Source organism: Persicitalea jodogahamensis, assembly GCF_014651615.1.
GTDB classification, from domain to species: domain Bacteria; phylum Bacteroidota; class Bacteroidia; order Cytophagales; family Spirosomataceae; genus Persicitalea; species Persicitalea jodogahamensis.
The window spans coordinates 2,081,134-2,100,623 of sequence record NZ_BMXF01000001.1 but is presented as its reverse complement, the minus strand read 5'-3'; the positions used below and the strand labels follow the sequence as shown (position 1 = coordinate 2,100,623).

Genomic DNA, 19,490 nt, shown 5'->3' with positions numbered 1-19,490 from the left:
AAGTACTTCTTTAGTATCATTTGGGTGTGTGGGGTGTTAAAAGTACCGTGTCAGTCCTCCATCTAATCCACTTTATTAAAAAGATTACAGGTGCCTTATGTCAAAACCTACCTATTTGTCCGATATCAATCAGGAAAACTACCCTTTTTCGCACGGAAGCCGGCTGGTCTATGGCTGTTCAGGACTGGGCGGTGTATGGGGCGAAACCAACTATGACGAGTCGGTGGACTGTCTGCTATATGCCTTTGAAAACGGCATCGCGTCGCTGGATACCTCTCCCTCCTACAATCAATCGGAAACCGTGGTAGGTCGCGCCCTGGCACAATGGAAAGGAAAACGGCCCTTCATCAGCACCAAGGTGGGGCGGCTGAAAAGCGACAATGCCCACGAAACCATTGTAGATTACAGCGCCGAGCGCATGAAACGCAGCGTGGAGGAGAGTCTGGAAACACTCGGGGTAGATCAGGTGGATTTGTTGTTCCTCCACGAGCCATATCTGGTCCGTCTGGACAGGATCGAGGAAATCATCGACACCCTCAAAGGATTCGTCGACGCGGGCTATACCAAACTGATTGGGGCGGGTGGCAATCCAACGGACAGCTTCCGACCTTATATTAAGAAAGACAACTTTCAGGTCGTTTCCGGCTTCCTAAGAGTGGATGCCTGTAATATTTCGGGTTTTGAAAAAGATATGCCGCACAACCTGCGCGAGGGGGTGGCTTATTATGCGGCCTCGGCTCTGCATTTCTCATTGTTGGGCAACCGTTTTGAGCAATTTTGCGACGAGCGCCCCAACGATCAGTGGATTACTGATCGTGACGTGGACAATGCCATCAGAGTGAAAGCCATCGCCGACCGGGAAGGCATGAAGCTTTCCACACTGGCGCAGAGGTTTTTGTTTTCGGTGAAAGAAGCCAATCGCGTGGTAATGGGTGCGCGCAAAATCGAGCAGATCAAATCCACCGTGGAAGATTGGAAGGCGGGCGTTCTGCCTGAGGCGCTATTCGATGAAATAGTGGGAGTCGTCCGATAATTGCGTATAATTATAAGGTGGTCAATAAACCCTTATAAGAATGACCTTGCTTTTTCCCCAAAACACAGCCGGCCAATGGTTGTTCAAGACCATAATGGCCATTTTTACCGGCATGTGCGTACTTTCTTGCCATGCCGACAGGAAATCCCTTGGTCAATCGGGCAATCATCTGGGCAATGCCTCGAGTCCGTATCTTCTGGAACACGCCGACAATCCCGTAGGTTGGTACGAGTGGGGCGATGAAGCGTTGAAAAAGGCAAAGGAAGAGAACAAACCCCTCATTATCAGTATTGGGTACGCGGCCTGTCATTGGTGCCACGTCATGGAAGAGGAGAGTTTCATGGACACGGCCGTTGCCAATTACATGAATGCCCATTTTGTTTCTATCAAAATCGACCGCGAGGAACGGCCCGACCTCGATGAGATTTATATGAATGCTGCCCAGCTCATCAACGGCAACGGCGGCTGGCCACTCAACGCCTTCGCGCTGCCCGACGGCAAGCCTTTCTACGCCGGAACCTATTTCTCCAAAGATCAATGGCTGAAACTCCTGCAAAACATCCACAAAGCCTACGAGCAGGATAACGCCACACTGACGAAACAGTCTGAAGATTTGACGCAGGAAATCAGGAAAATCCAAACGGCGGCGGCTGACGCCGACACTTCGGCCGAGGGCAACGGGACATTATATGAACTTGTTTACAAAGGCTTGCTGGACCAGGTGGATTTCGCCGATGGAGGTTTCAAGGGCGCCCCCAAATTCCCCACTCCCGTTCGTTGGGAATTCCTGATGCAGTATGCCTATTTGACCAAAGACAAAAAAGCCCTTTCTGCCACCACGACCCTGCTCGACAAGATGGCTCGCGGAGGCATCTACGACCAGTTGGGCGGAGGCTTTGCCCGCTACGCCACCGATGACCAGTGGCGGGTCCCGCATTTTGAGAAAATGCTTTATGACAATGCGCAGTTGGTCAGCCTGTACGCCCACGCTTATCAATTGACTGGTAACGAAAATTACCGCCGTATCATCAAAGAAACCCTGAGCTTCGTAAAGCGCGAGCTGACCAGCGCCGAAGGGGGCTTCTACTCTTCCATCAACGCCGACAGCGAAGGCAAAGAAGGGAAATTCTACGTGTGGCAATATGACGAGATGGCCCGTCTTCTCGACGCGCCCGAACTGGCGGCTCTGGAAAAGACTTTTGCCATTTCTAAAAAAGGGAACTGGGAAAAAGGCGAGAATATCCTGTATCTTGATCAATCCGCCGGTCTCTCCGACCTTAGTGAACCACTGGTTGCCAAAGCCAGGGGTAAGCTTTTCGCGGCGCGAGCCAAACGGGTGCATCCCAGCCTGGACGATAAGATTCTGGTTTCATGGAACGCCTTGATGCTCAAAGGCTACGTGGATGCCTACCGAGCCCTGGGTGATCCGGCATACCTGCAAGCGGCGGAAGAAAATGCGAGGTTTCTGGAGAAATACATGTTGGGTAGAAATTTCAGATTACAGCGTAGTTTCCGCCGCCAGAAGGTCTCCATCGATGCATTCCTGGAAGATTACGCTTTCCTGGCCGATGCCACGCTGCACCTTTACCAATCCAATTTCAACAAGCATTGGTTCGATGTTTCTGAGGGATTGATCGAGTATGCGGATACGTATCTTTTTGATGCAGAATCCAATTTTTACACGACCCACACCGCAAAGAAGGAAAACATACTTATCAACAGCATCGGCGTCAACGACGGAGTCGTTCCCTCTGCCAACGGGATTATGAGTCTGACCCAATACCGGTTGGGTAAAATCTTGTATGATGAAAAGTACGTCACCAATGCCCGAAAAATGCTGGACCGGATCAAATTCAGTCTAGCCACGGACGCCTCTTCCTACACCAGCTGGGCGCTATTGCTGGGTCTGGAGCATTACGGAACGTATGAAGTAGCCATCCTCGGTAAAAACGCCCTCGGGCAAAATCTTCTCCTGCAAAAGTACTACCTCCCCAATGCCGTCTTTGCGGGCGGGGAGAACGAAAACCTCCCCCTGCTGGACGATAAAAAAGTGGCCGGGCAGACCCGTATCTACGTCTGCAAAGACAAAGTCTGCAAACTGCCGACCGATGAGGTCGACCAGGCTTTAAAAATGGTCACTTTTTGAGTCAAATTCTTCTTGTTTTCCGGATCACTCCGCGGATTTCTTCTAGTTATTCCTTCTTTCTTTTTGTTTGCGCCAAAATAGTATCAGCCTTTGCTTATTTAACGATGGTGCTTTTTGGTTAATAAATAGAAATTTGTCGAGATTTTCATATAAACCATAAACAACATTTTCTTTTCAGAACAAAGGTAGGGTCCCTGTCTCTTCCTGGCGACATAGGCGTTTCGGACTACTGGCAACGGGCGTGGATTTCCTTCCTGGTTTTCATTTGAACCCCCAAACAACACAGTAACTAACAATCAAAACTATGGTAGAAACTAGTACTCATTTTTTAAGAAAAATGCTTTTGCCGCTACTGCTCTTCGTACTACTCGGGGAGGCATTCGCGCAAGAAGTACTTGTGACCGGAAAGGTCACGAGTGAAGCAGGCGAAATAGTACCTGGTGCCACGGTCGTGGTTCAGGGAACATCGCGCGGTACAACAAGCAACGCTGAGGGCAACTATTCGATCAGCGCTCCGGGCAACGGCACTTTGGTGGTGTCATTTGTCGGCTATGAAACCACGGGCATCCCGATCAATGGAAGGAGCAAGCTAGACATTGTTTTAAAGGAAGGAGCTATCGAACTGGAGCAGGTAGTGGCGGTCGGCTATGGCACCCAGCGCAAGAAAGAAGTGACCGGTGCGGTGGGCCAGGTCACGAACGAAGTACTTGTCAAGTCTTCAACGGCCGACCTGGGTACCGCATTGCAAGGGCAGATTGCGGGGGTCTCAGTGCAGGCGAGTTCGGGTGCCCCGGGTGCCACCGCCAATATCCAGATCCGGGGAATCAACTCTGTTACCGGGGCGAACGAACCACTTTACGTGGTGGATGGCATTCCATATAGTGGCGATCCAAGGCTGAGTATGAGCGAAATCGAAACCATCGACGTACTGAAGGATGCGGCTTCGGCCTCCATTTATGGAACGCGCGGCTCAGGCGGGGTAATCCTCATCACCACCAAGCAGGGCAAGGCCGGTGCCATGAAAGTGAGCCTGGACGGCTACTACGGTATTCAGAAAATTACGTCGGGCGTCCCCCGTTCTGACTTCGAGGGGCAGATGTACTCCAATTTTCTGTACACTAACAATATCAACGGAACGCACCTGGGCAATACCTGGACGCCACTTGAAACCAATCGTTGGGGATTTACCAACAATACGGACATCAACGACGTCATACAACAGGACAATGCTCCTATTCAGAATTACGCCCTCAATATTTCCGGTGGGAAGCAGGATTTGTCGTACAGTATCAACGCCAACTACTTTGGCCAGAAAGGAGCCATTATCAATTCGGGTTACGATCGTTTTAACGTTCGGGCCAATACGAGCTACGTAAGGAACAAGTGGACGTTCCGGACCAGCATCGGCCTCCGCCTGGAAGACCAGCAGTATGAGCCCTGGGGTATGCTGCTTGAAGTATACCGGTACAAGCCGTTCCAGCAAATGATCGACCCCAATGTCGGCACGATTCAGGACGCCGGCAACAATGGGAGCAACGAAGCCATCAATCTGGGTACCCTGACGGCTCGCGTCAAACAAACCGATCGCAGAAAAGGAGGACATTTTAACGGTAGCCTGCAGGCGCAGTACCAACTGACCAACAACATCAAATTGCTATCCCGCTTTGCGGCGACCAATACCTACAATACGCGGGTGCGGGTGAATCCGCTGTTCGTCACCTATGACAACGAAGGCATCCGGCTTCCCGAGGTAGTTCGTTCGGGCGTGTACAACAGCAGCGACCAGGCTCCGACTTTCGTTTGGGAAAACACCATCACGTATTCCAAGCGATTCGGCGAGCACAAAGTGGATCTTCTGGGCGTGTATTCCATGGAGAAGTATTCGTACTCTTCATTCTATGCCCAAAAATATGGCCTGGTCAGCAATGACATCACGGTGCTGAACGGCGCCACCCTGGATCCGAGCGCCGGGTCAGGTTCGGGCTGGGGACAGGATCGCACCAACTCGCTGATCGGGATGCTGGTCAGGGCACAGTACGATTACAAAGGAAAGTACCTGCTTAGCCTGAGTACCCGAAGGGACGGCTCATCGCGCTTCTCCCAAAAGTACCGCTGGGGCATGTTTCCATCCGTGTCGGCAGGGTGGAACGTTTCGGACGAAAATTTCTGGGGCTCCCTGCCAGCCGCCTTCAGTACTTTCAAAATCCGGGGAAGCTACGGCACCACGGGAAACCAGAACTTTCTGGATTATAGCAATGCCGCCACGATCACTCTCGCCAAAGACTACGTTTTTGGCCGGGAAGGAGAGGACATCCTGGCTTTGGGGGCAACTCAAACTTCGTTCGCCAACAAAAACGTGAAGTGGGAAACTACCACCCAGGCCAACCTGGGGTTTGACCTGGCCTTGTTCAACAATAAGCTGACTTTTACGGGAGACGTCTATAATACCCAGAAGCGCGACATGCTCTTCCCTCTGCTGGTGCCACCTGCCGCCGGGGGCGGAAACGGGGCCACGGTTATCCTGAATGTGGGTGACATGAACAACAAAGGCATCGAATTCTCCTCGACTTACCGTCATAGCGGTGACCTTTCCTGGTCGGCCAGCGGTACTTTTTATAAGAACGTAAATACAATCACCAAGATGAGTGGCTCCAACAAGGTCGCTTACATGGCAGGCGGAACTGTGGTGAACGGCGTTCCCAATCCTGACCGTGTGACAGTGATTAAAGAGGGCCTCATTGCCGGAGCCTTCCTGGTGATGCCTACCAACGGCATCATTAAATCCGCCGAAGAACTGGCCGAGTACAAAAAGCTGGTTCCCACGGCCAAAATCGGCGACCTGCGGTACATCGATGCCCTGACGGTCGATACCGATGGCGACGGGATTCCTGACAAAGGCGATGGTCTGCTCAATGACGACGACCGGGTATTTGGCGGCAGTGGAACACCGGATTTTGAGTTGGGCTTCAACCTGAATATGGACTACAAAGGGTTCGATCTCTCCATGCAATGGTTCGGGTCGTTCGGAGCCGAAGTGATCAATGGCAGCAAGATATACTCCTACTACTACGGCACTCACCGTGACCTGGAGTACCAGTACACGGCCAAAAACCCGAACTCCGACATTCCTGCTTACCGGGGTGGCGGCCACGCCAACAATCGCGGCTGGTCAGACTACTGGATCGAGGATGCGACCTTCGTCCGGCTGCGGAACATAAGCCTCGGTTATACCATTCCCACAGCAGTAACGAAGAGGGCAGGCATCTCCAAGTTGCGGGTTTACGCCGCCGCACAGAATCCAATCACGCTTACGAAGTATACCGGATTCGATCCGGAAGTCGGGAACGATGGTCTGCAGACGCGCGGCCTGGACAAAGGAAGCTACCCTATCAGCTCGCAGTATCGCTTAGGTCTTCAGTTCGATTTTTAAATCAAAAAAACTAACACGATGAGATATTCAATATTAAAACACCTCGCCCTCAGTCTGCTGCTGGTAGGCACGTTGGGTTGCTCCGATTTTCTGGAAGAAACCAATCCCAACGAAATGTCTACGGACAGTTTCTGGAAAACCCTGGACGATGCCGACACGGGTCTGATCGCGGTTTATAATGCATTCAAGAACAACAACGTCCTCAGCACAGCCGACGAATACAACCGCAGCGATATGACCTGGCCGGGTTGGGGACGGCCCAATACCTCCAATGAGTACTATCTGCACACCTTCAACAGTGGCTCCGGTGTTCCCAACAACAAATGGGACGCCCTTTACAAGGGTATTTTTCGGGCTAACCAGGTAATAGAAGGAGTCGACAAACTGATAGGAACGTTTAGCGATCCGGCCAAAACAAAACGCGCTACGGTGATCAAAGCGCAGGCACATTTTTTCCGGGGGCTGTTCTATCACTACCTGCATAGCTCATTCAACAACGGCAGCGTGCCCATCTTCGATTTCGTACCCCAGAACGAGTCGGATTTTTATCAGCCCCTACAGGACGCCAAGAAGGTACAGGATTTTTTTCGGACTGACCTTGAATACGCATATAGCAACCTGCCCGCCAAATGGACGGAACGCAAAGACCTGGGCCGTGTTACCGCCGGAGCGGCAGCGAGCGTGCTGGGTACCAGCTACCTCTACGAAAAGGATTACCCAAAGGCTGCCACTTATTTCAAAGACGTAATTGAAAACCCTTTATACGGCTATGCGCTCACACCGAGTATTGGCGATAATTTTACCACCCGCCGGGAATTAAATGAGGAGTCGATCCTGGAAATTAACTATTCCCTGGCCTTTAAGGCCGAGCTGAATCCCTACGCCGAAGAGAACGTTTCCAGCACGTTGAATTACACTTTCAGCCCGGTCGGTGGTTTTCGGGCGGTGCTGCCCAGCCTTTGGCTTATCAACGCCTACAAAAACGAGGTAATGGACAAGAACGACCCGCGCAACTTTGTAACAGACAAAGACGGCACCAGAAGAATGCGCAGCTATTCTCTGCGTACTTCCCATTCCATTGCGCTACCCGATGACCTCGATCAGACGTACTACCTGAAGACGTCTGCCCAGGGGGCTGCCTACAATAATGCCGAAACGGCCTACTACCGGAAATACACCAACTGGGATATCGTATCCAACGAAAAGGACATTCTCCCCAATCTGCGCTCAGGCATCAACGTCCGGGTAATCCGTCTGGCCGATGTGTACCTGATGTACGCCGAAACCCTCATCAAGGGCGGTACCGACGCTGCCGGGGTGCAGGAGGCCCAAAAGTACATCAACCGGGTAAGGCACCGCTCGGCTTTACAGCTTCTGGGGACCAGCGCGAACAGCGAGTTCGCCAGCGCCGACCATGACGGCAAAGCCTACACAGCCACCAGCCTCATGCAGCATTTGATGTACGTGGAACGCCCGCTCGAACTGTCCGTGGAAGGCCATGCCATTCGTTTTCTCGACATGAGGAGATGGGGCATCACCAAGCAACGTTTCCAGGATCTGTCGAAGCAAAAGTACTACGGCGAAAACCTTCCTTTCGTGGGGGTGGACGGGAAGCCCGCCACGCGCTGGGGAAGCGTACTGACGCCAGGTACAAAAGCGACTTACAAGGAAATGGTAGACTATACACAGGCTGCGCAGAACTACACGGAGTCGGCCCACGCCTACTGGCCCATTCCAAGCAGTGAACTCATATCCAACCCCGTTATTAAATAGGCGTGTGTGACCACACGTCTTGTCAAAATAAAAAAGTATGACAATGGAATTTCTAAGAAAAATAAAAATAGCTGCGCTCTTTCTTTGCCTCGCGCTCCTGGCGGGCTGTTCCAGAGACTACGTTGAGCCTAATGAGTTTTCCGACGTATCCTGGTACACCAGTAATTTTCGGGAAAGTACTTTCAGGGTTGGAATCGACGATTTTATGTCTTTCTCCGATTTATCACACAACCCGCTGTCACACAAGTGGGAGATTGCCGAAGGAAACTTATTCTTGAAAGGGCCAATGACCCGTTCTGATACGCTGCTCGATAAGTTCGTCATTCCAGGGGCAGGCCTGGAAACCTCCGACAAAACCATTCATGTCTATTTTAAGAAAGGGGGGATTCAGCCCGTTCGGCTTTACAATACCTACCGCGACTCTGTGGCCTATTACGGAACAGACACAGTTTATTCCAAAAAAATCGGCGATGTGTGGGTAATCGATCACACTTTCATGGTAGACGTGTACGATACCATTCAGCCCCAGATCCAGATTCGTCAGGATGGCAAGGTCATCCCGCTGTCCAAAGACACTATTTATGTGGAAGCGGGTGGTAAACTTGAATTCGTGGACCTGACAAAAATCGGTCGCCCCGACACGCGGTCCTGGACTATTGCGGGGGTCTCGAGTGCCGATTCGGTGGCGGCAATCACCTTCAAAAAGCTTGGTACTTATAGCGCCTCATTCAATTCCAGCCGTCAGCAACCCAATTTCCCCCCGGAAAATGCGCATATCAAAGTACCCAACCCCATTAAGGTCATCAAATCGACCAAGCCCTTCGTAATGACGGGGAAGATAAGTGAGCTGGAGGATGAAACAATCCAGATCCCCTTCAACGGAGAATTTGCGCCTTTCATCGGTCAGGAGAAATTCTTTACGGTCACCATCAATGGCAGGGCCGGTAAGATACAGTCAGTCACGCCCAATGCCAAAGATGCCACCTTACTCAATATCAAGTTGGCCGAACGCATATACCGTCCCGATGTGATCAAAGTATCGTTCCTGCCCGGCAGCACCCTCTCTTCTACCGACGAAAGGACTCCCGCTACCTTCACCGACCTTCCGGTGGCGATGCACGATGTCAACCTGCTGCCTGTGGCCACCTATGGTTTCGAGGCTGGAGGTACGGGATGGGTGCCCATGTGGGACAATGCCGCAGCCTACGAATTCTCGACTACCAACGTCGCAAGCGGGAAATACAGCATGAAGATCGTTACGACTACCGGCAAAGGGGCTTTCACGAGTGAAAAAGCTCCCTTTGACCTGAAGAGTGGCACGACCTACATCTATCGCTACAAAATCTGGGTTGATCCGGCCTCCCCGTCCGCTTCGATCAATACCTGGATTTTGCCAAACTACCAGCAGATGTGGCAACCGCTGAAAGATGTCAAAACCGGCAAATGGGAAACCGTCACCCGCGATGTCGAGTATTCCGGCGACCCCAAAAACCGCTTCTTGTATATACACGTACCCGAGGCGGGAACCTTTTATTTCGATGATTTTTATCTGGTGGAAAAAGAGGAAAGGCCGAAGTAAGATTTTGGATTTTTATTAGAAACCGGGAGCAGTTCTGCGCAATAGTATGCACGGAACTGCTCCTTTCAGGTTAGAAGGTAACTAATGCATCAGCCGCGCATTTTATGCAAAATTCTGAGGCAGGGCATTTACCCCCTTTCTCCTGGTTCATCCCTTTTTTTCCGGAGTACTTTATGATGCATTTGTTAAAATTGAGTCTGGCCTGAAATGCGCCTTAGACATTTTCATGAATACCCTGCTTCGGGTGTCACCAAAACAATCTATTTGGTCATACTCCAAACCGCCATTTTCTCATTTTCCGGAAAACTTGAACTATTAATTGACATTTTTTAGACAAATGCTCTGAACTATGCTAAAATAATACCACCCTTTGCTAATTCATTGATAGTGCTTTTTGGGTAATAAATAGAAATTTGCCAAGATCAATTTCCTTAAACTCAAAACCTATGAATAGACTTAGACAAATTCTTCGATTATCGGCCGACGCCAGGAAGCACTTTCTGCTTGTCATGGGAGTCTGTGCGGCACTGACCTCCTACGGGCAAAATCGCCAGGTAACCGGAAAGGTTACCTCAGGAGCCGACAACATGGGTCTTCCCAGCGCCAACGTCCGCATCGCCGACACCAATCAGGGTGTACTAACCGACAAAGACGGAAACTACACAATCACGGTGCGTGGCAACGACGACAAGCTGGTATTTAGCTACATAGGGTACATGGGCCAGGAGATTGTAGTAGGTAACCAAAGTACCGTGGATGTTAAGCTGGCCGAGGATCTCAAAAGCCTTTCGGAAGTTGTGGTCGTGGGCTACGGCAGCCAGAAAAAGAGCGATCTGACCGGGGCGGTAGGGACTGTGGACGCCGAGGAAATCGGCAAATTCGCCACCGGCAACGCCGCTTCCACTATTCAGGGCCGAGTAGCGGGCGTGCAGGTGACTTCCAATGGCGGTGCGCCCGGCGCGGGTCAAATTGTAACCGTAAGGGGTACGAGCACATTGTCGGACTCTGGCCCGCTGTACGTCATTGATGGGATGCTCACTGGCAGTATGGGTTCATTGAACCCGCAGGACATAGAGTCGGTGTCGGTTCTGAAAGATGCTTCTGCATCGGCTATTTACGGTTCCAGGGCGGCTAACGGAGTAATTATTGTTACGACCAAAAAAGGCCGTAGCGGCGAGCTAAAAGTAGACTTCGATATCACGACAGGGATCCAAACCCCGACTCGCTATTTGCCTTGGGCCAACGCCCGGCAATACGCCGATATCGTGAATCGCGCACGCGACAACGATGGAAATAAGCGCTTCCCGGCAAATGATGCGGAGTTTGACCCTGCGGTTGACAGCGACATTCAGCGCGAGAGTTTGCGCAACGCGCCCATGACCAACGCCAGTCTGCGATTTTCGGGCGGAAGCACCAATATGACCTACGCGCTTTCCTTCAACTACTTCGATCAGGTTGGTATTATCCGGGAGTCGGATTATAAGCGGCTCAACGTGCGGGCTAATTCTACTTTCCAAAAAGGTAAGTTCAAATTACAGGAAACGATCGGGCTGACCCGTTCAGTAAACAACCCCAACTTCTATTTCGGTCGTGAACGCGACCTTCTACCTACCATTCCAATCCGGGACAAAGATGGCAATTTTACGGGAACGGGCCTTCCGGCTGGAAGTACTACCAGCCTGGGAGCTTACTACGGGGTAGGTAATCTTAGCAACTCGCTGGGCCTGGCTACGGTAGAAGACCGTACCAACAAAGAAAACGGCCTGATTGGCAACGTCGAGGCGTCCTACGAAATCATCAAAGGACTGACCTACAAATTGAACCTAGGGGCCGAGGTGAGTGCGGGTAACAACTACCGCTTCACGCCTAAATACTTTTTCAATGCGACTTCCTTAGGAAACACCAATTTTGCCGAATTGGCCGAATCGAACTCCAATTTCCTTTCACAACTTATCGAAAATACCCTAAACTACAACAAATCGTTCGGGAATCATTCGCTGGGCTTATTGGCCGGGCAGTCGTCACAGCGCACCCAGAACCGCTCGCTTGGCGTGGTGGCGCGTCGCTTTCCTTCCAACGATATTCGCGTGGCCTCGGCGGCAGCCGATCGGGCGCAGATGCCTTCCTCTGAGTATGACACCGGGCTACTCTCTTACTTTGGCCGCGTGAACTATACCTTTAACGATAGATACCTACTAACGGCGACTATTCGCCGTGACGGTTCATCACTATTCCGCGAGGATTTGCGCTGGGGCGTGTTTCCCTCGGCGGCTATCGGCTGGAACATCAGCAACGAGTCGTTCATGCAGAATGTCAAAGGCATTTCGAACCTGAAACTCCGCGCCAGCTATGGGGCTATCGGCTCCAACAATGTACAGGCATACGCCATTGATCCCGAATTGAACCTTAACTCGGAGTACATTCTGGGCGTTACGCAGCAGCGGGTAGGTGGCTATTCGATTACTAAGGGCGTGAACTCAAATATCACCTGGGAGACGACCAAAACGACCGACATTGGCTTGGAATTCAACGCGATGAATAACAAGCTGCAATTCACGGTGGATTACTTCATCCGCAATTCGGAGGACGTGCTGGTCAATCTGTCGCTGCCGCTTTACACAGGCTTCGGCAACCCAGTACCCTTTAACTCAGCCAGCATCCGCAACAAGGGCTTCGAATTTCAGGGCGTGTACTACGGCACAGTGGGCAATGATTTCAAGTTCGACCTCAGCGGCAATTTCAGTGTCCTGAACAATGTAGTTACGGCACTTGGACGGGCGACGCCCATCGTAGGAGGCGGCTTTACTTCCAACGGGTTGAGTTCTACCCGCACGGCAGTGGGGCATCCGGTAGCTGCCTTCTATGGTTACGTGCTGGATGGTATTTACCAGACCGATGAGGAGGCCAAGGGAGCTAATGACTCCAACAGCCCTCGCGCGGGAGACTTGAAGTTCAAAGACCTGAACGGCGACGGCAAGATCGACGCCGCCGACCAGGACTACATTGGCAACCCGACGCCGAACTTTATATATGGTTTCAACGTGAACGCCCAGTACAAAAATTTTGATTTCACACTGTTTTTTAATGGCGTAGCAGGCAACGACCTGCTGAACAGTAACAGGTATCGGGGATATTTTGACACCGAGGGCAACTTCCTGGCCGATGCATTGAACGCCTGGACGCCGCAAAATACAGAAACCGATATTCCGCGCAATACGCTGAGCGATCCCGGCTACAACCGCCGGATGTCGGCCTTCTATCTGGAAAGCGGGGCGTACTTCCGGCTGCGCAATGCCCAAATCGGTTATAACCTGCCCAAGGCGGTCGCCAATAAACTGGGGATGGAGCGACTTAGAATTTACCTGACTACCCAAAACCTGTTCACGATCACCAAGTATACGGGCTATTACCCCGAAGTTGGTCAGGGCGGTCGAGGCGGTCCCCGCCTGTTCAACACCGGCGTGGACGAGGGGGCCTACCCGCAAGCGAAAAACTATCAGATCGGTTTGCAGATTGGATTCTAATCAATGGATAATGAATAGTGAACAATGAACACTTTTCATCAATAACCCAATACCTAACCACCAAAAAATCATGAATATACAAATCCTAAAAAAATCCGTCGTGCTTACGGCGGTACTGGGTACCGGAATAATGTTCGGCTGTAACGAGGAGATTCTGGATCAGAAAAATCCAAACGCGCTGACGCCAAGCACTTTCTGGCAGACCCAGGAAGACGCTACCAAGGCCATACTTGGTGCGTACAGTCCGTTCACCCATATCTGGGATTACGCCCGGTTTGAGATTTTCCTATCGGACTACCGGGACGACGTTGTGAACGGTTATGGTACTTCCGAGCGTACAGGCATTGGCAACTTCAACGGCATATCGCTGGGGAACGGTACCATGTGGGTGTGGAGCACCAACTATCAGGGCATTACCCGAGCTAACGAAGTGCTTTTCAATGTGCCTGACATCAAAATGGATGCCACACTGCGGGACAATATTCTGGGCGAAGCCTACTTCATCCGGGCCTACAACTATTTCCAATTGGTCAACAACTGGCTGAACGTGCCGCTGATTACGCAGCCCATTACGGAGATTAAAGATCCTGAGGCGATCACCCAAGCGGATCCCGAAGAAGTGTGGAAGCTAATCATTTCCGACTTGACTCAAGCCCAGAAGCTACTGCCTCAGAAGTGGAACGCTGCCAACGTGGGCCGCGCTACCTGGGGTACCGCCACTGGATACCTCGGGAAAGTATATCTGTACCGCAAGAATTTTCAGGCCGCCAAAGCCGAGTTCAAGAAAATTATCGACAGCGGCAACTATAAGCTGACCGATGACTATAGCGATAACTTTACCGAAGACAAGGAGAACAACTCCGAGTCGCTGTTCGAGATTCAACTCATCGCCGATGGCAACGGCGGCTGGGGGGGCGATGCCCCCGGACTGGGTAAGGGAGCAGCTTTCCAGCCCGACATCGCCCCGGCGGGCTTCACGGGCCAGGACGGGATGCGCATCAACCAATGGGCGCTGGATTTGTTCCTGGACGAAAAAACGATCAACGGCGAAGTCGATCCGCGTACCTATACGACCATGTTCTGGAACACCACGGCTAAGACTAACTACCGGGGCAAAACCCTGGCTGCCACGACTTACGAGGGTAAGACCTACACCCAGGTTTACGGGGCCAACGCCAAGAACCTCGTGTATGGTAACAAGTTTCTGGATACCCGCAAAGGTTATTCGAGCTCGCAGAATATCTCGTGGCACCAGTCGGGCAACAACCTGCGCCTGATGCGCTACGCTGACGTGCTGCTGATGTACGCCGAGGCCGAAATGGGCAGTTTTGGCGGCGGGGCCGCCACCCAGGCGGCCGTGGACGCCGTGAACCTCGTCCGCAAGCGCGCCGACATGCCTCTCTTTGATCTGAAAATGACCATGCAGGACATCGCTGACGAGCGCGTGAAGGAATTGACGCTGGAAAGAAGCCGATACTTCGATTTGCTCCGCTGGGGCATGGTGAAATCACGTATTGCCGATAATCCGCAGTTTAAGTCTGAGAGCGGCGGCACGGGAGCATACAAGCCGGGGCGGGAATATATCGACATCCCGCAAAATGAATTGGACGCTAATCCCAATTTCAAGCATAACCCCGGCTACTGATTTTTATAGGTTAGTTATAGGTTAATTTTACTTAGAGGGATCATGGTCATCGTGATTCCTCTTTTGTGCTGAATATGAAAAGAAAGGGTTTGTTATGCCAGAAATGTACCGCCCATTGCCAGAGCCCCTGAGCTTACGCATCGATCCCATTTGTAGCTTTATTGGATAATTAACACTGATTAAACTCAGAAGTATGAATATTAAATTGCTGGTAATGCTGCTCTTGGGCCTAACGGCTGTTCACTGCAAGGAAAGTACCACTGTTCAGGAGAGTCCGGTAGCCGAAGAGCAACCTTTCTTCAACGCAGGGGCAGATCCCAAGCCTGCCGGAAAGACCTGGAAAGCAGTGGAAAATATGTCCGATGACTTCGAGGGTACTACGCTGAACGAAAAGAAGTGGCAGAAAGAACCCATCGGTAACGACTGGAATTGGATTGGCCGTCCCCCCGGCCTTTTCAAGACGGACAATGTTGTCGTAAAAGACGGCAAGATGAATGTCACAGTGGGAAAGCTGGACAAACCGACGACCATCAACGGCAGCAACTTCACCCATTACGGGGCCATTGTACGCTCTCTCAACCCCGGCCAGGTGGGCAGGTATTACGAGTGCCGGATGAAAGCCAACAAAACCGTGATGTCCTCGACCTTCTGGCTGATGACCAAGTACAACTGTGAGAAAAAACTGGAACTAGACATTCAGGAATGCGTGGGCCGCACCTCCGACAAAACGGCGAGTTGGGCCCAAAAATGGAACCGGATATTTCACTCGAACTCCATCCACCGCCAGACCGACTGTCAGCCCAAACCTGTGCAGATTCAGCGGCAGGTTACGACCGAAACCGAAAACTGGGAACGCTTCTATGTGTACGGGGCCTGGTGGAAATCCGCCGACGAGATTCAGTTTTTTCTGGACGGAAAGTACGTGTACTCCATTACCCCGGATGTGGCCTGGGATGTACCTGCTTATCTACAAATGGCCGTCGAAACCTACGACTGGAATCCTATTTCCGACGATGGCGGAGGGGTGGACAGCGGTAGCTGGGAAGATCGCACGACGCAGTATGACTGGATCAGAACTTGGAAACTTGAATGAAAAATGAAAAACAGTATAACTAAACCCATTAAGAACTTGCCTACGCTGATGGCGCGGCTTTCGATTCCCGTTATGAAAAAACTAAACCTATTTCTTAGCATATTCTTCCTCCTCTTAAGTATTCCCGGCAAAGCGCAGGAGACAAAGTATCAGCCTAGCTGGACTTCGCTCCGCCAGCACCATACCCCGCAGTGGCTCATGGATGCCAAGTTCGGCATCTACTGTCATTGGGGAATCCAGACGATTAGCTACCAAAAAGGCAAGGAAAATCTATCGAACGATGAGTTAATCAAACAGTTTAAGGGCGAAAAATTCGACGCCGATCTATGGGCCAACCTGTTTGAGACTGCCGGGGCCAAATTTGCGGGTGTCATTGGCTGGCACGGCAGTGACTTCAAACATTGGGACAGCGGCTTGTCGGACTATAACTCGGCTAAAATGGGGCCGAAAATCGACATCATCGGTGAGGTTTTCAAGGCAGTAAGGAAGCGGGGAATGAAAACGTTGGTTTCCTATCACTCTATCAAGAATGACGACTGGATTGATTTTGCGAAGGAAGGGGTGGACAAATACGAACCCGATATTTTCTGGGTAGATGCCAGTTTCGGGGGCACGAAGGGAGCGCACGGTGAAAAAACGGTGAGCAGGTCGAAATACATCGGGCAAGCCAAAAGTACCACCCAGGCATTTCAGGAAAAGTACCAGCGCGAATTGATCGCCTACTTTTACAATAAGGCTATCGAGCGAAACAAGGAGGTAGAATTTGTCTACAAATCCAACGACATTCCGCCTTCGGTGGGAATGCGGGATTTGGAAAATGGCATTTTACCCGAAACCGCCTACGACGTGTGGATGACCGACATGGACATGAACGTCCCGCCCGATTTCTCAACCCACGGCTGGTTTTATCGCGAGGGTATTCCGTTGCGCTCTGCCAATAGCCTGGTGGATATGCTGGTGGACGTCGTGAGTAAAAATGGCATTTTCCTGCTGAACATCCCGCCTATGGCCGACGGTAGTTTTCCCGAGGAGGTGACCAACAACCTTACCCAGATGAGCAAATGGCTGCGCCAGAATGGCGAGGCTATTTATGGCACTTCGCCCTGGTTTATCTACGGAGAAGGCCCCAACGACATCGCCGCAGGGAACCACATCTTTCACCACAATAATCACTTTGCGCAAATCGCCTACGACAAAGCAGACATCCGTTTTACATCCAAAGGCAACGACCTGTACGCGACAGTTTTGGGGAAACCCGAAGGCAATTTGACAATCAGAGCGCTCAACACGGCTTTCAAACTGCGTGAAGGCGGTATTACGCGCATCATTCACCTGGCTTCAGGAAAACAGGTAGCTTTCGACCATAATGACAAAGCTTTGGAATTGAAGCTCAATAATGTAGAACTCGACGAAATGGCCAACGTCTTCAGAATTGAACTCAGATAGGTTTAATAGGGAGCTATTGGCCATTCTGATTCACTAAATCAAGTTTTGACAGTTAATTTTTTGACAAAATGAGGAAGATTCAAACCTGCTTTTCTTCGTAGTATCCGGGAGAACCATCGAAGCTCAGTCCGTACCGCGCTACGAGCCGGATTGGAACTCGATACGGGCGCAGTACCAGAAACCGAAATGGTTTCGCGATGCGCAATTCGGAATATTCCTGCATTTGGGGCCTTATTCGATTCTGGCGTACAGCCGTGTTGAGTTTTAGTAGCGTTGGTTCGGAAACGTCCTGTGAACCACTTTTTTATACAGAAACATTCCTAGCAACTCATAGCGATCCCAAATTATATCACCATCAACTACCTTACAATTTGATAGGTTTGATACAAAAGCAAAAGCTAACTATTGGGATTTTTACAGATTATCGGTTTGGTAAAGAAAAACACAAATTACTTAAAGCGGCACCTATATGGAAAGCATAAAAAAAATAACACAGATAGACAAACAGCCCGTATTATGAAAATCCCGATTCTAATTTTTATCTTCTCATTTCCATCCATATTTTGCGCGACCGCCCAGGTAGGCGAAAAAAATACAAAAGGCTTTCCCTTTGTACTACCCAAGGAAAAGCCCAGCCGCCCTCTGAGCGCGGCTATGCAGCGCAACTACGATGGGTACATGGCCCCAAGGCCCGAAAACAACGAACTGTACTCTCAATTCAAGTACACCGAGTTGAAGGGATTTGAGTATAGCGACCATGATGGCACCATTTCTCGTCGCGATCCATCGAAAGTGATTTATGAAAACGGGAAGTACTACGTCTGGTACACCTATCGCCATACCCCGACCCCGCCTCAGGGTGCGGAAAAAAGCAACGATACCATCCCTTCGGCCGATTGGGATCTGGCTGAGATATGGTACGCCACGAGCAAAGACGGTTTCACCTGGGAGGAGAAAGGCGTTGCCGTCCCGAGGCCCCCAAAACCTAATCTCGGCTGGCGGTCGGTGACAACGGCTGATATTCTCAAATGGAAAGGCAAGTATTACCTGTTTTACCAGGGCTTCATGGAGGCCAGCGGCACCCGCGGCGATGACTGTCCGGTGGCCGTCTCGTTTGCCGACTCTCCGGACGGACCATGGACGGCATACGACAAAATCGTGATCCCTAATGGAAAGAAAGGGGAATGGGACCAGTATTCCATTCATGACCCCTACCCTATTGTGTACAACGGAAAGATATATCTGTACTACAAATCCGATTTTGACGGCAACCCGAATCTGGTTCGTATGCAGGGCTTGGCCGTGGCCGATAATCCCCTGGGGCCATTCACTAAAAACCCTTTCAATCCTGTCATTAATTCGGGCCATGAAACTACCCTGTTTCCCTTTAAGAAAGGCATAGCGGCATTGGTTATTCGGGACGGGAACGAGCATTTTACGGTTCAATACGCTGAGGACGGAGTCAATTTCGAAATAGCCGCCATTACGGAATATATGCCCAACGCGGCAGGGCCCTACATTCCCGACGCCTTTACCGATACCAATTACGGCAGGGGGATTACCTGGGGCTTGTCACATTTTACCAACGCTACTACCTGGGACAAAAATCATGCGGTATTGGCCCGCTTCGATTGTGATTTAAGTTTGGATGTAGACGACCCGGAAATGAAACGCCTGGGCGTACAGTTCAAACCCGGGTTCTATTATCAAATGGGTTTAAGCAAAAAACAGCGCGATCGTATCGATGCGCAGAAGGATAAATAAAACACCTGTCAAGCCCCACTGAAACGGAACCCATAAACTGATAGACAGGATAAACCA

11 protein-coding genes are annotated in these 19,490 nt (G+C 51.0%); all 11 read left to right on the top strand.

Annotated features, from left to right (window positions below):
• Positions 1–97 precede the first annotated feature (97 nt).
• The 11 genes from IE117_RS08605 to IE117_RS08555 all read left to right on the top strand — a co-directional run bounded on the left by IE117_RS08605 (position 98) and on the right by IE117_RS08555 (position 19,433).
• Positions 98–1,033: an aldo/keto reductase gene (locus tag IE117_RS08605; protein ID WP_189563876.1), complete on the top strand. Its 936-nt coding sequence runs from the start codon at positions 98–100 to the stop codon at positions 1,031–1,033.
• Between the two features lie 40 nt (positions 1,034–1,073).
• On the top strand, positions 1,074–3,179 hold the full coding sequence (locus IE117_RS08600; protein ID WP_189563875.1) for a thioredoxin domain-containing protein: 2,106 nt from the start codon (positions 1,074–1,076) through the stop codon (positions 3,177–3,179).
• A gap of 337 nt (positions 3,180–3,516) precedes the next feature.
• Positions 3,517–6,609, top strand: a complete 3,093-nt coding sequence (locus IE117_RS08595; protein WP_189563874.1) for a SusC/RagA family TonB-linked outer membrane protein — start codon at positions 3,517–3,519, stop codon at positions 6,607–6,609.
• An 18-nt stretch (positions 6,610–6,627) separates the two neighbouring features.
• A complete protein-coding gene (locus IE117_RS08590) occupies positions 6,628–8,382 on the top strand; it encodes a RagB/SusD family nutrient uptake outer membrane protein (protein ID WP_189563873.1) in 1,755 nt (584 codons plus the stop codon).
• Between the two features lie 43 nt (positions 8,383–8,425).
• The gene (locus tag IE117_RS08585) at positions 8,426–9,961 is read left to right on the top strand and encodes a carbohydrate binding domain-containing protein (protein ID WP_189563872.1); all 1,536 of its coding nucleotides are present in this window, start codon (positions 8,426–8,428) and stop codon (positions 9,959–9,961) included.
• Positions 9,962–10,407: 446 nt separating this feature from the next.
• On the top strand, positions 10,408–13,485 hold the full coding sequence (locus tag IE117_RS08580; RefSeq protein ID WP_229580541.1) for a SusC/RagA family TonB-linked outer membrane protein: 3,078 nt from the start codon (positions 10,408–10,410) through the stop codon (positions 13,483–13,485).
• Between the two features lie 70 nt (positions 13,486–13,555).
• Entirely contained in the window at positions 13,556–15,130 is a 1,575-nt protein-coding gene (locus IE117_RS08575) for a RagB/SusD family nutrient uptake outer membrane protein (RefSeq protein ID WP_189563871.1), read from the top strand.
• 193 nt (positions 15,131–15,323) lie between these two features.
• Complete coding sequence (locus IE117_RS08570; protein WP_189563870.1) at positions 15,324–16,223, top strand: LamG domain-containing protein; 900 nt, start codon at positions 15,324–15,326, stop codon at positions 16,221–16,223.
• Positions 16,224–16,226: 3 nt separating this feature from the next.
• Positions 16,227–17,669 (top strand): alpha-L-fucosidase, encoded by a 1,443-nt coding sequence (locus IE117_RS08565; RefSeq protein WP_189563869.1) that lies wholly within the window; start codon positions 16,227–16,229, stop codon positions 17,667–17,669.
• 85 nt (positions 17,670–17,754) lie between these two features.
• On the top strand, positions 17,755–17,937 hold the full coding sequence (locus IE117_RS26550; RefSeq protein ID WP_374757964.1) for an alpha-L-fucosidase: 183 nt from the start codon (positions 17,755–17,757) through the stop codon (positions 17,935–17,937).
• A gap of 248 nt (positions 17,938–18,185) precedes the next feature.
• Complete coding sequence (locus IE117_RS08555; RefSeq protein WP_229580536.1) at positions 18,186–19,433, top strand: glycoside hydrolase family 117 protein; 1,248 nt, start codon at positions 18,186–18,188, stop codon at positions 19,431–19,433.
• The last annotated feature ends 57 nt before the right edge of the window (positions 19,434–19,490 follow it).

What these genes read in the sequence shown, in the direction of transcription:
- IE117_RS08605 (WP_189563876.1), top strand. Translation starts at nt 98, where the DNA reads ATGTCAAAACCTACCTATTTGTCCGATATCAATCAGGAAAACTACCCT.
- IE117_RS08600 (WP_189563875.1), top strand. Translation starts at nt 1,074, where the DNA reads ATGACCTTGCTTTTTCCCCAAAACACAGCCGGCCAATGGTTGTTCAAG.
- IE117_RS08595 (WP_189563874.1), top strand. Translation starts at nt 3,517, where the DNA reads ATGCTTTTGCCGCTACTGCTCTTCGTACTACTCGGGGAGGCATTCGCG.
- IE117_RS08590 (WP_189563873.1), top strand. Translation starts at nt 6,628, where the DNA reads ATGAGATATTCAATATTAAAACACCTCGCCCTCAGTCTGCTGCTGGTA.
- IE117_RS08585 (WP_189563872.1), top strand. Translation starts at nt 8,426, where the DNA reads ATGGAATTTCTAAGAAAAATAAAAATAGCTGCGCTCTTTCTTTGCCTC.
- IE117_RS08580 (WP_229580541.1), top strand. Translation starts at nt 10,408, where the DNA reads ATGAATAGACTTAGACAAATTCTTCGATTATCGGCCGACGCCAGGAAG.
- IE117_RS08575 (WP_189563871.1), top strand. Translation starts at nt 13,556, where the DNA reads ATGAATATACAAATCCTAAAAAAATCCGTCGTGCTTACGGCGGTACTG.
- IE117_RS08570 (WP_189563870.1), top strand. Translation starts at nt 15,324, where the DNA reads ATGAATATTAAATTGCTGGTAATGCTGCTCTTGGGCCTAACGGCTGTT.
- IE117_RS08565 (WP_189563869.1), top strand. Translation starts at nt 16,227, where the DNA reads ATGAAAAACAGTATAACTAAACCCATTAAGAACTTGCCTACGCTGATG.
- IE117_RS08555 (WP_229580536.1), top strand. Translation starts at nt 18,186, where the DNA reads ATGAAAATCCCGATTCTAATTTTTATCTTCTCATTTCCATCCATATTT.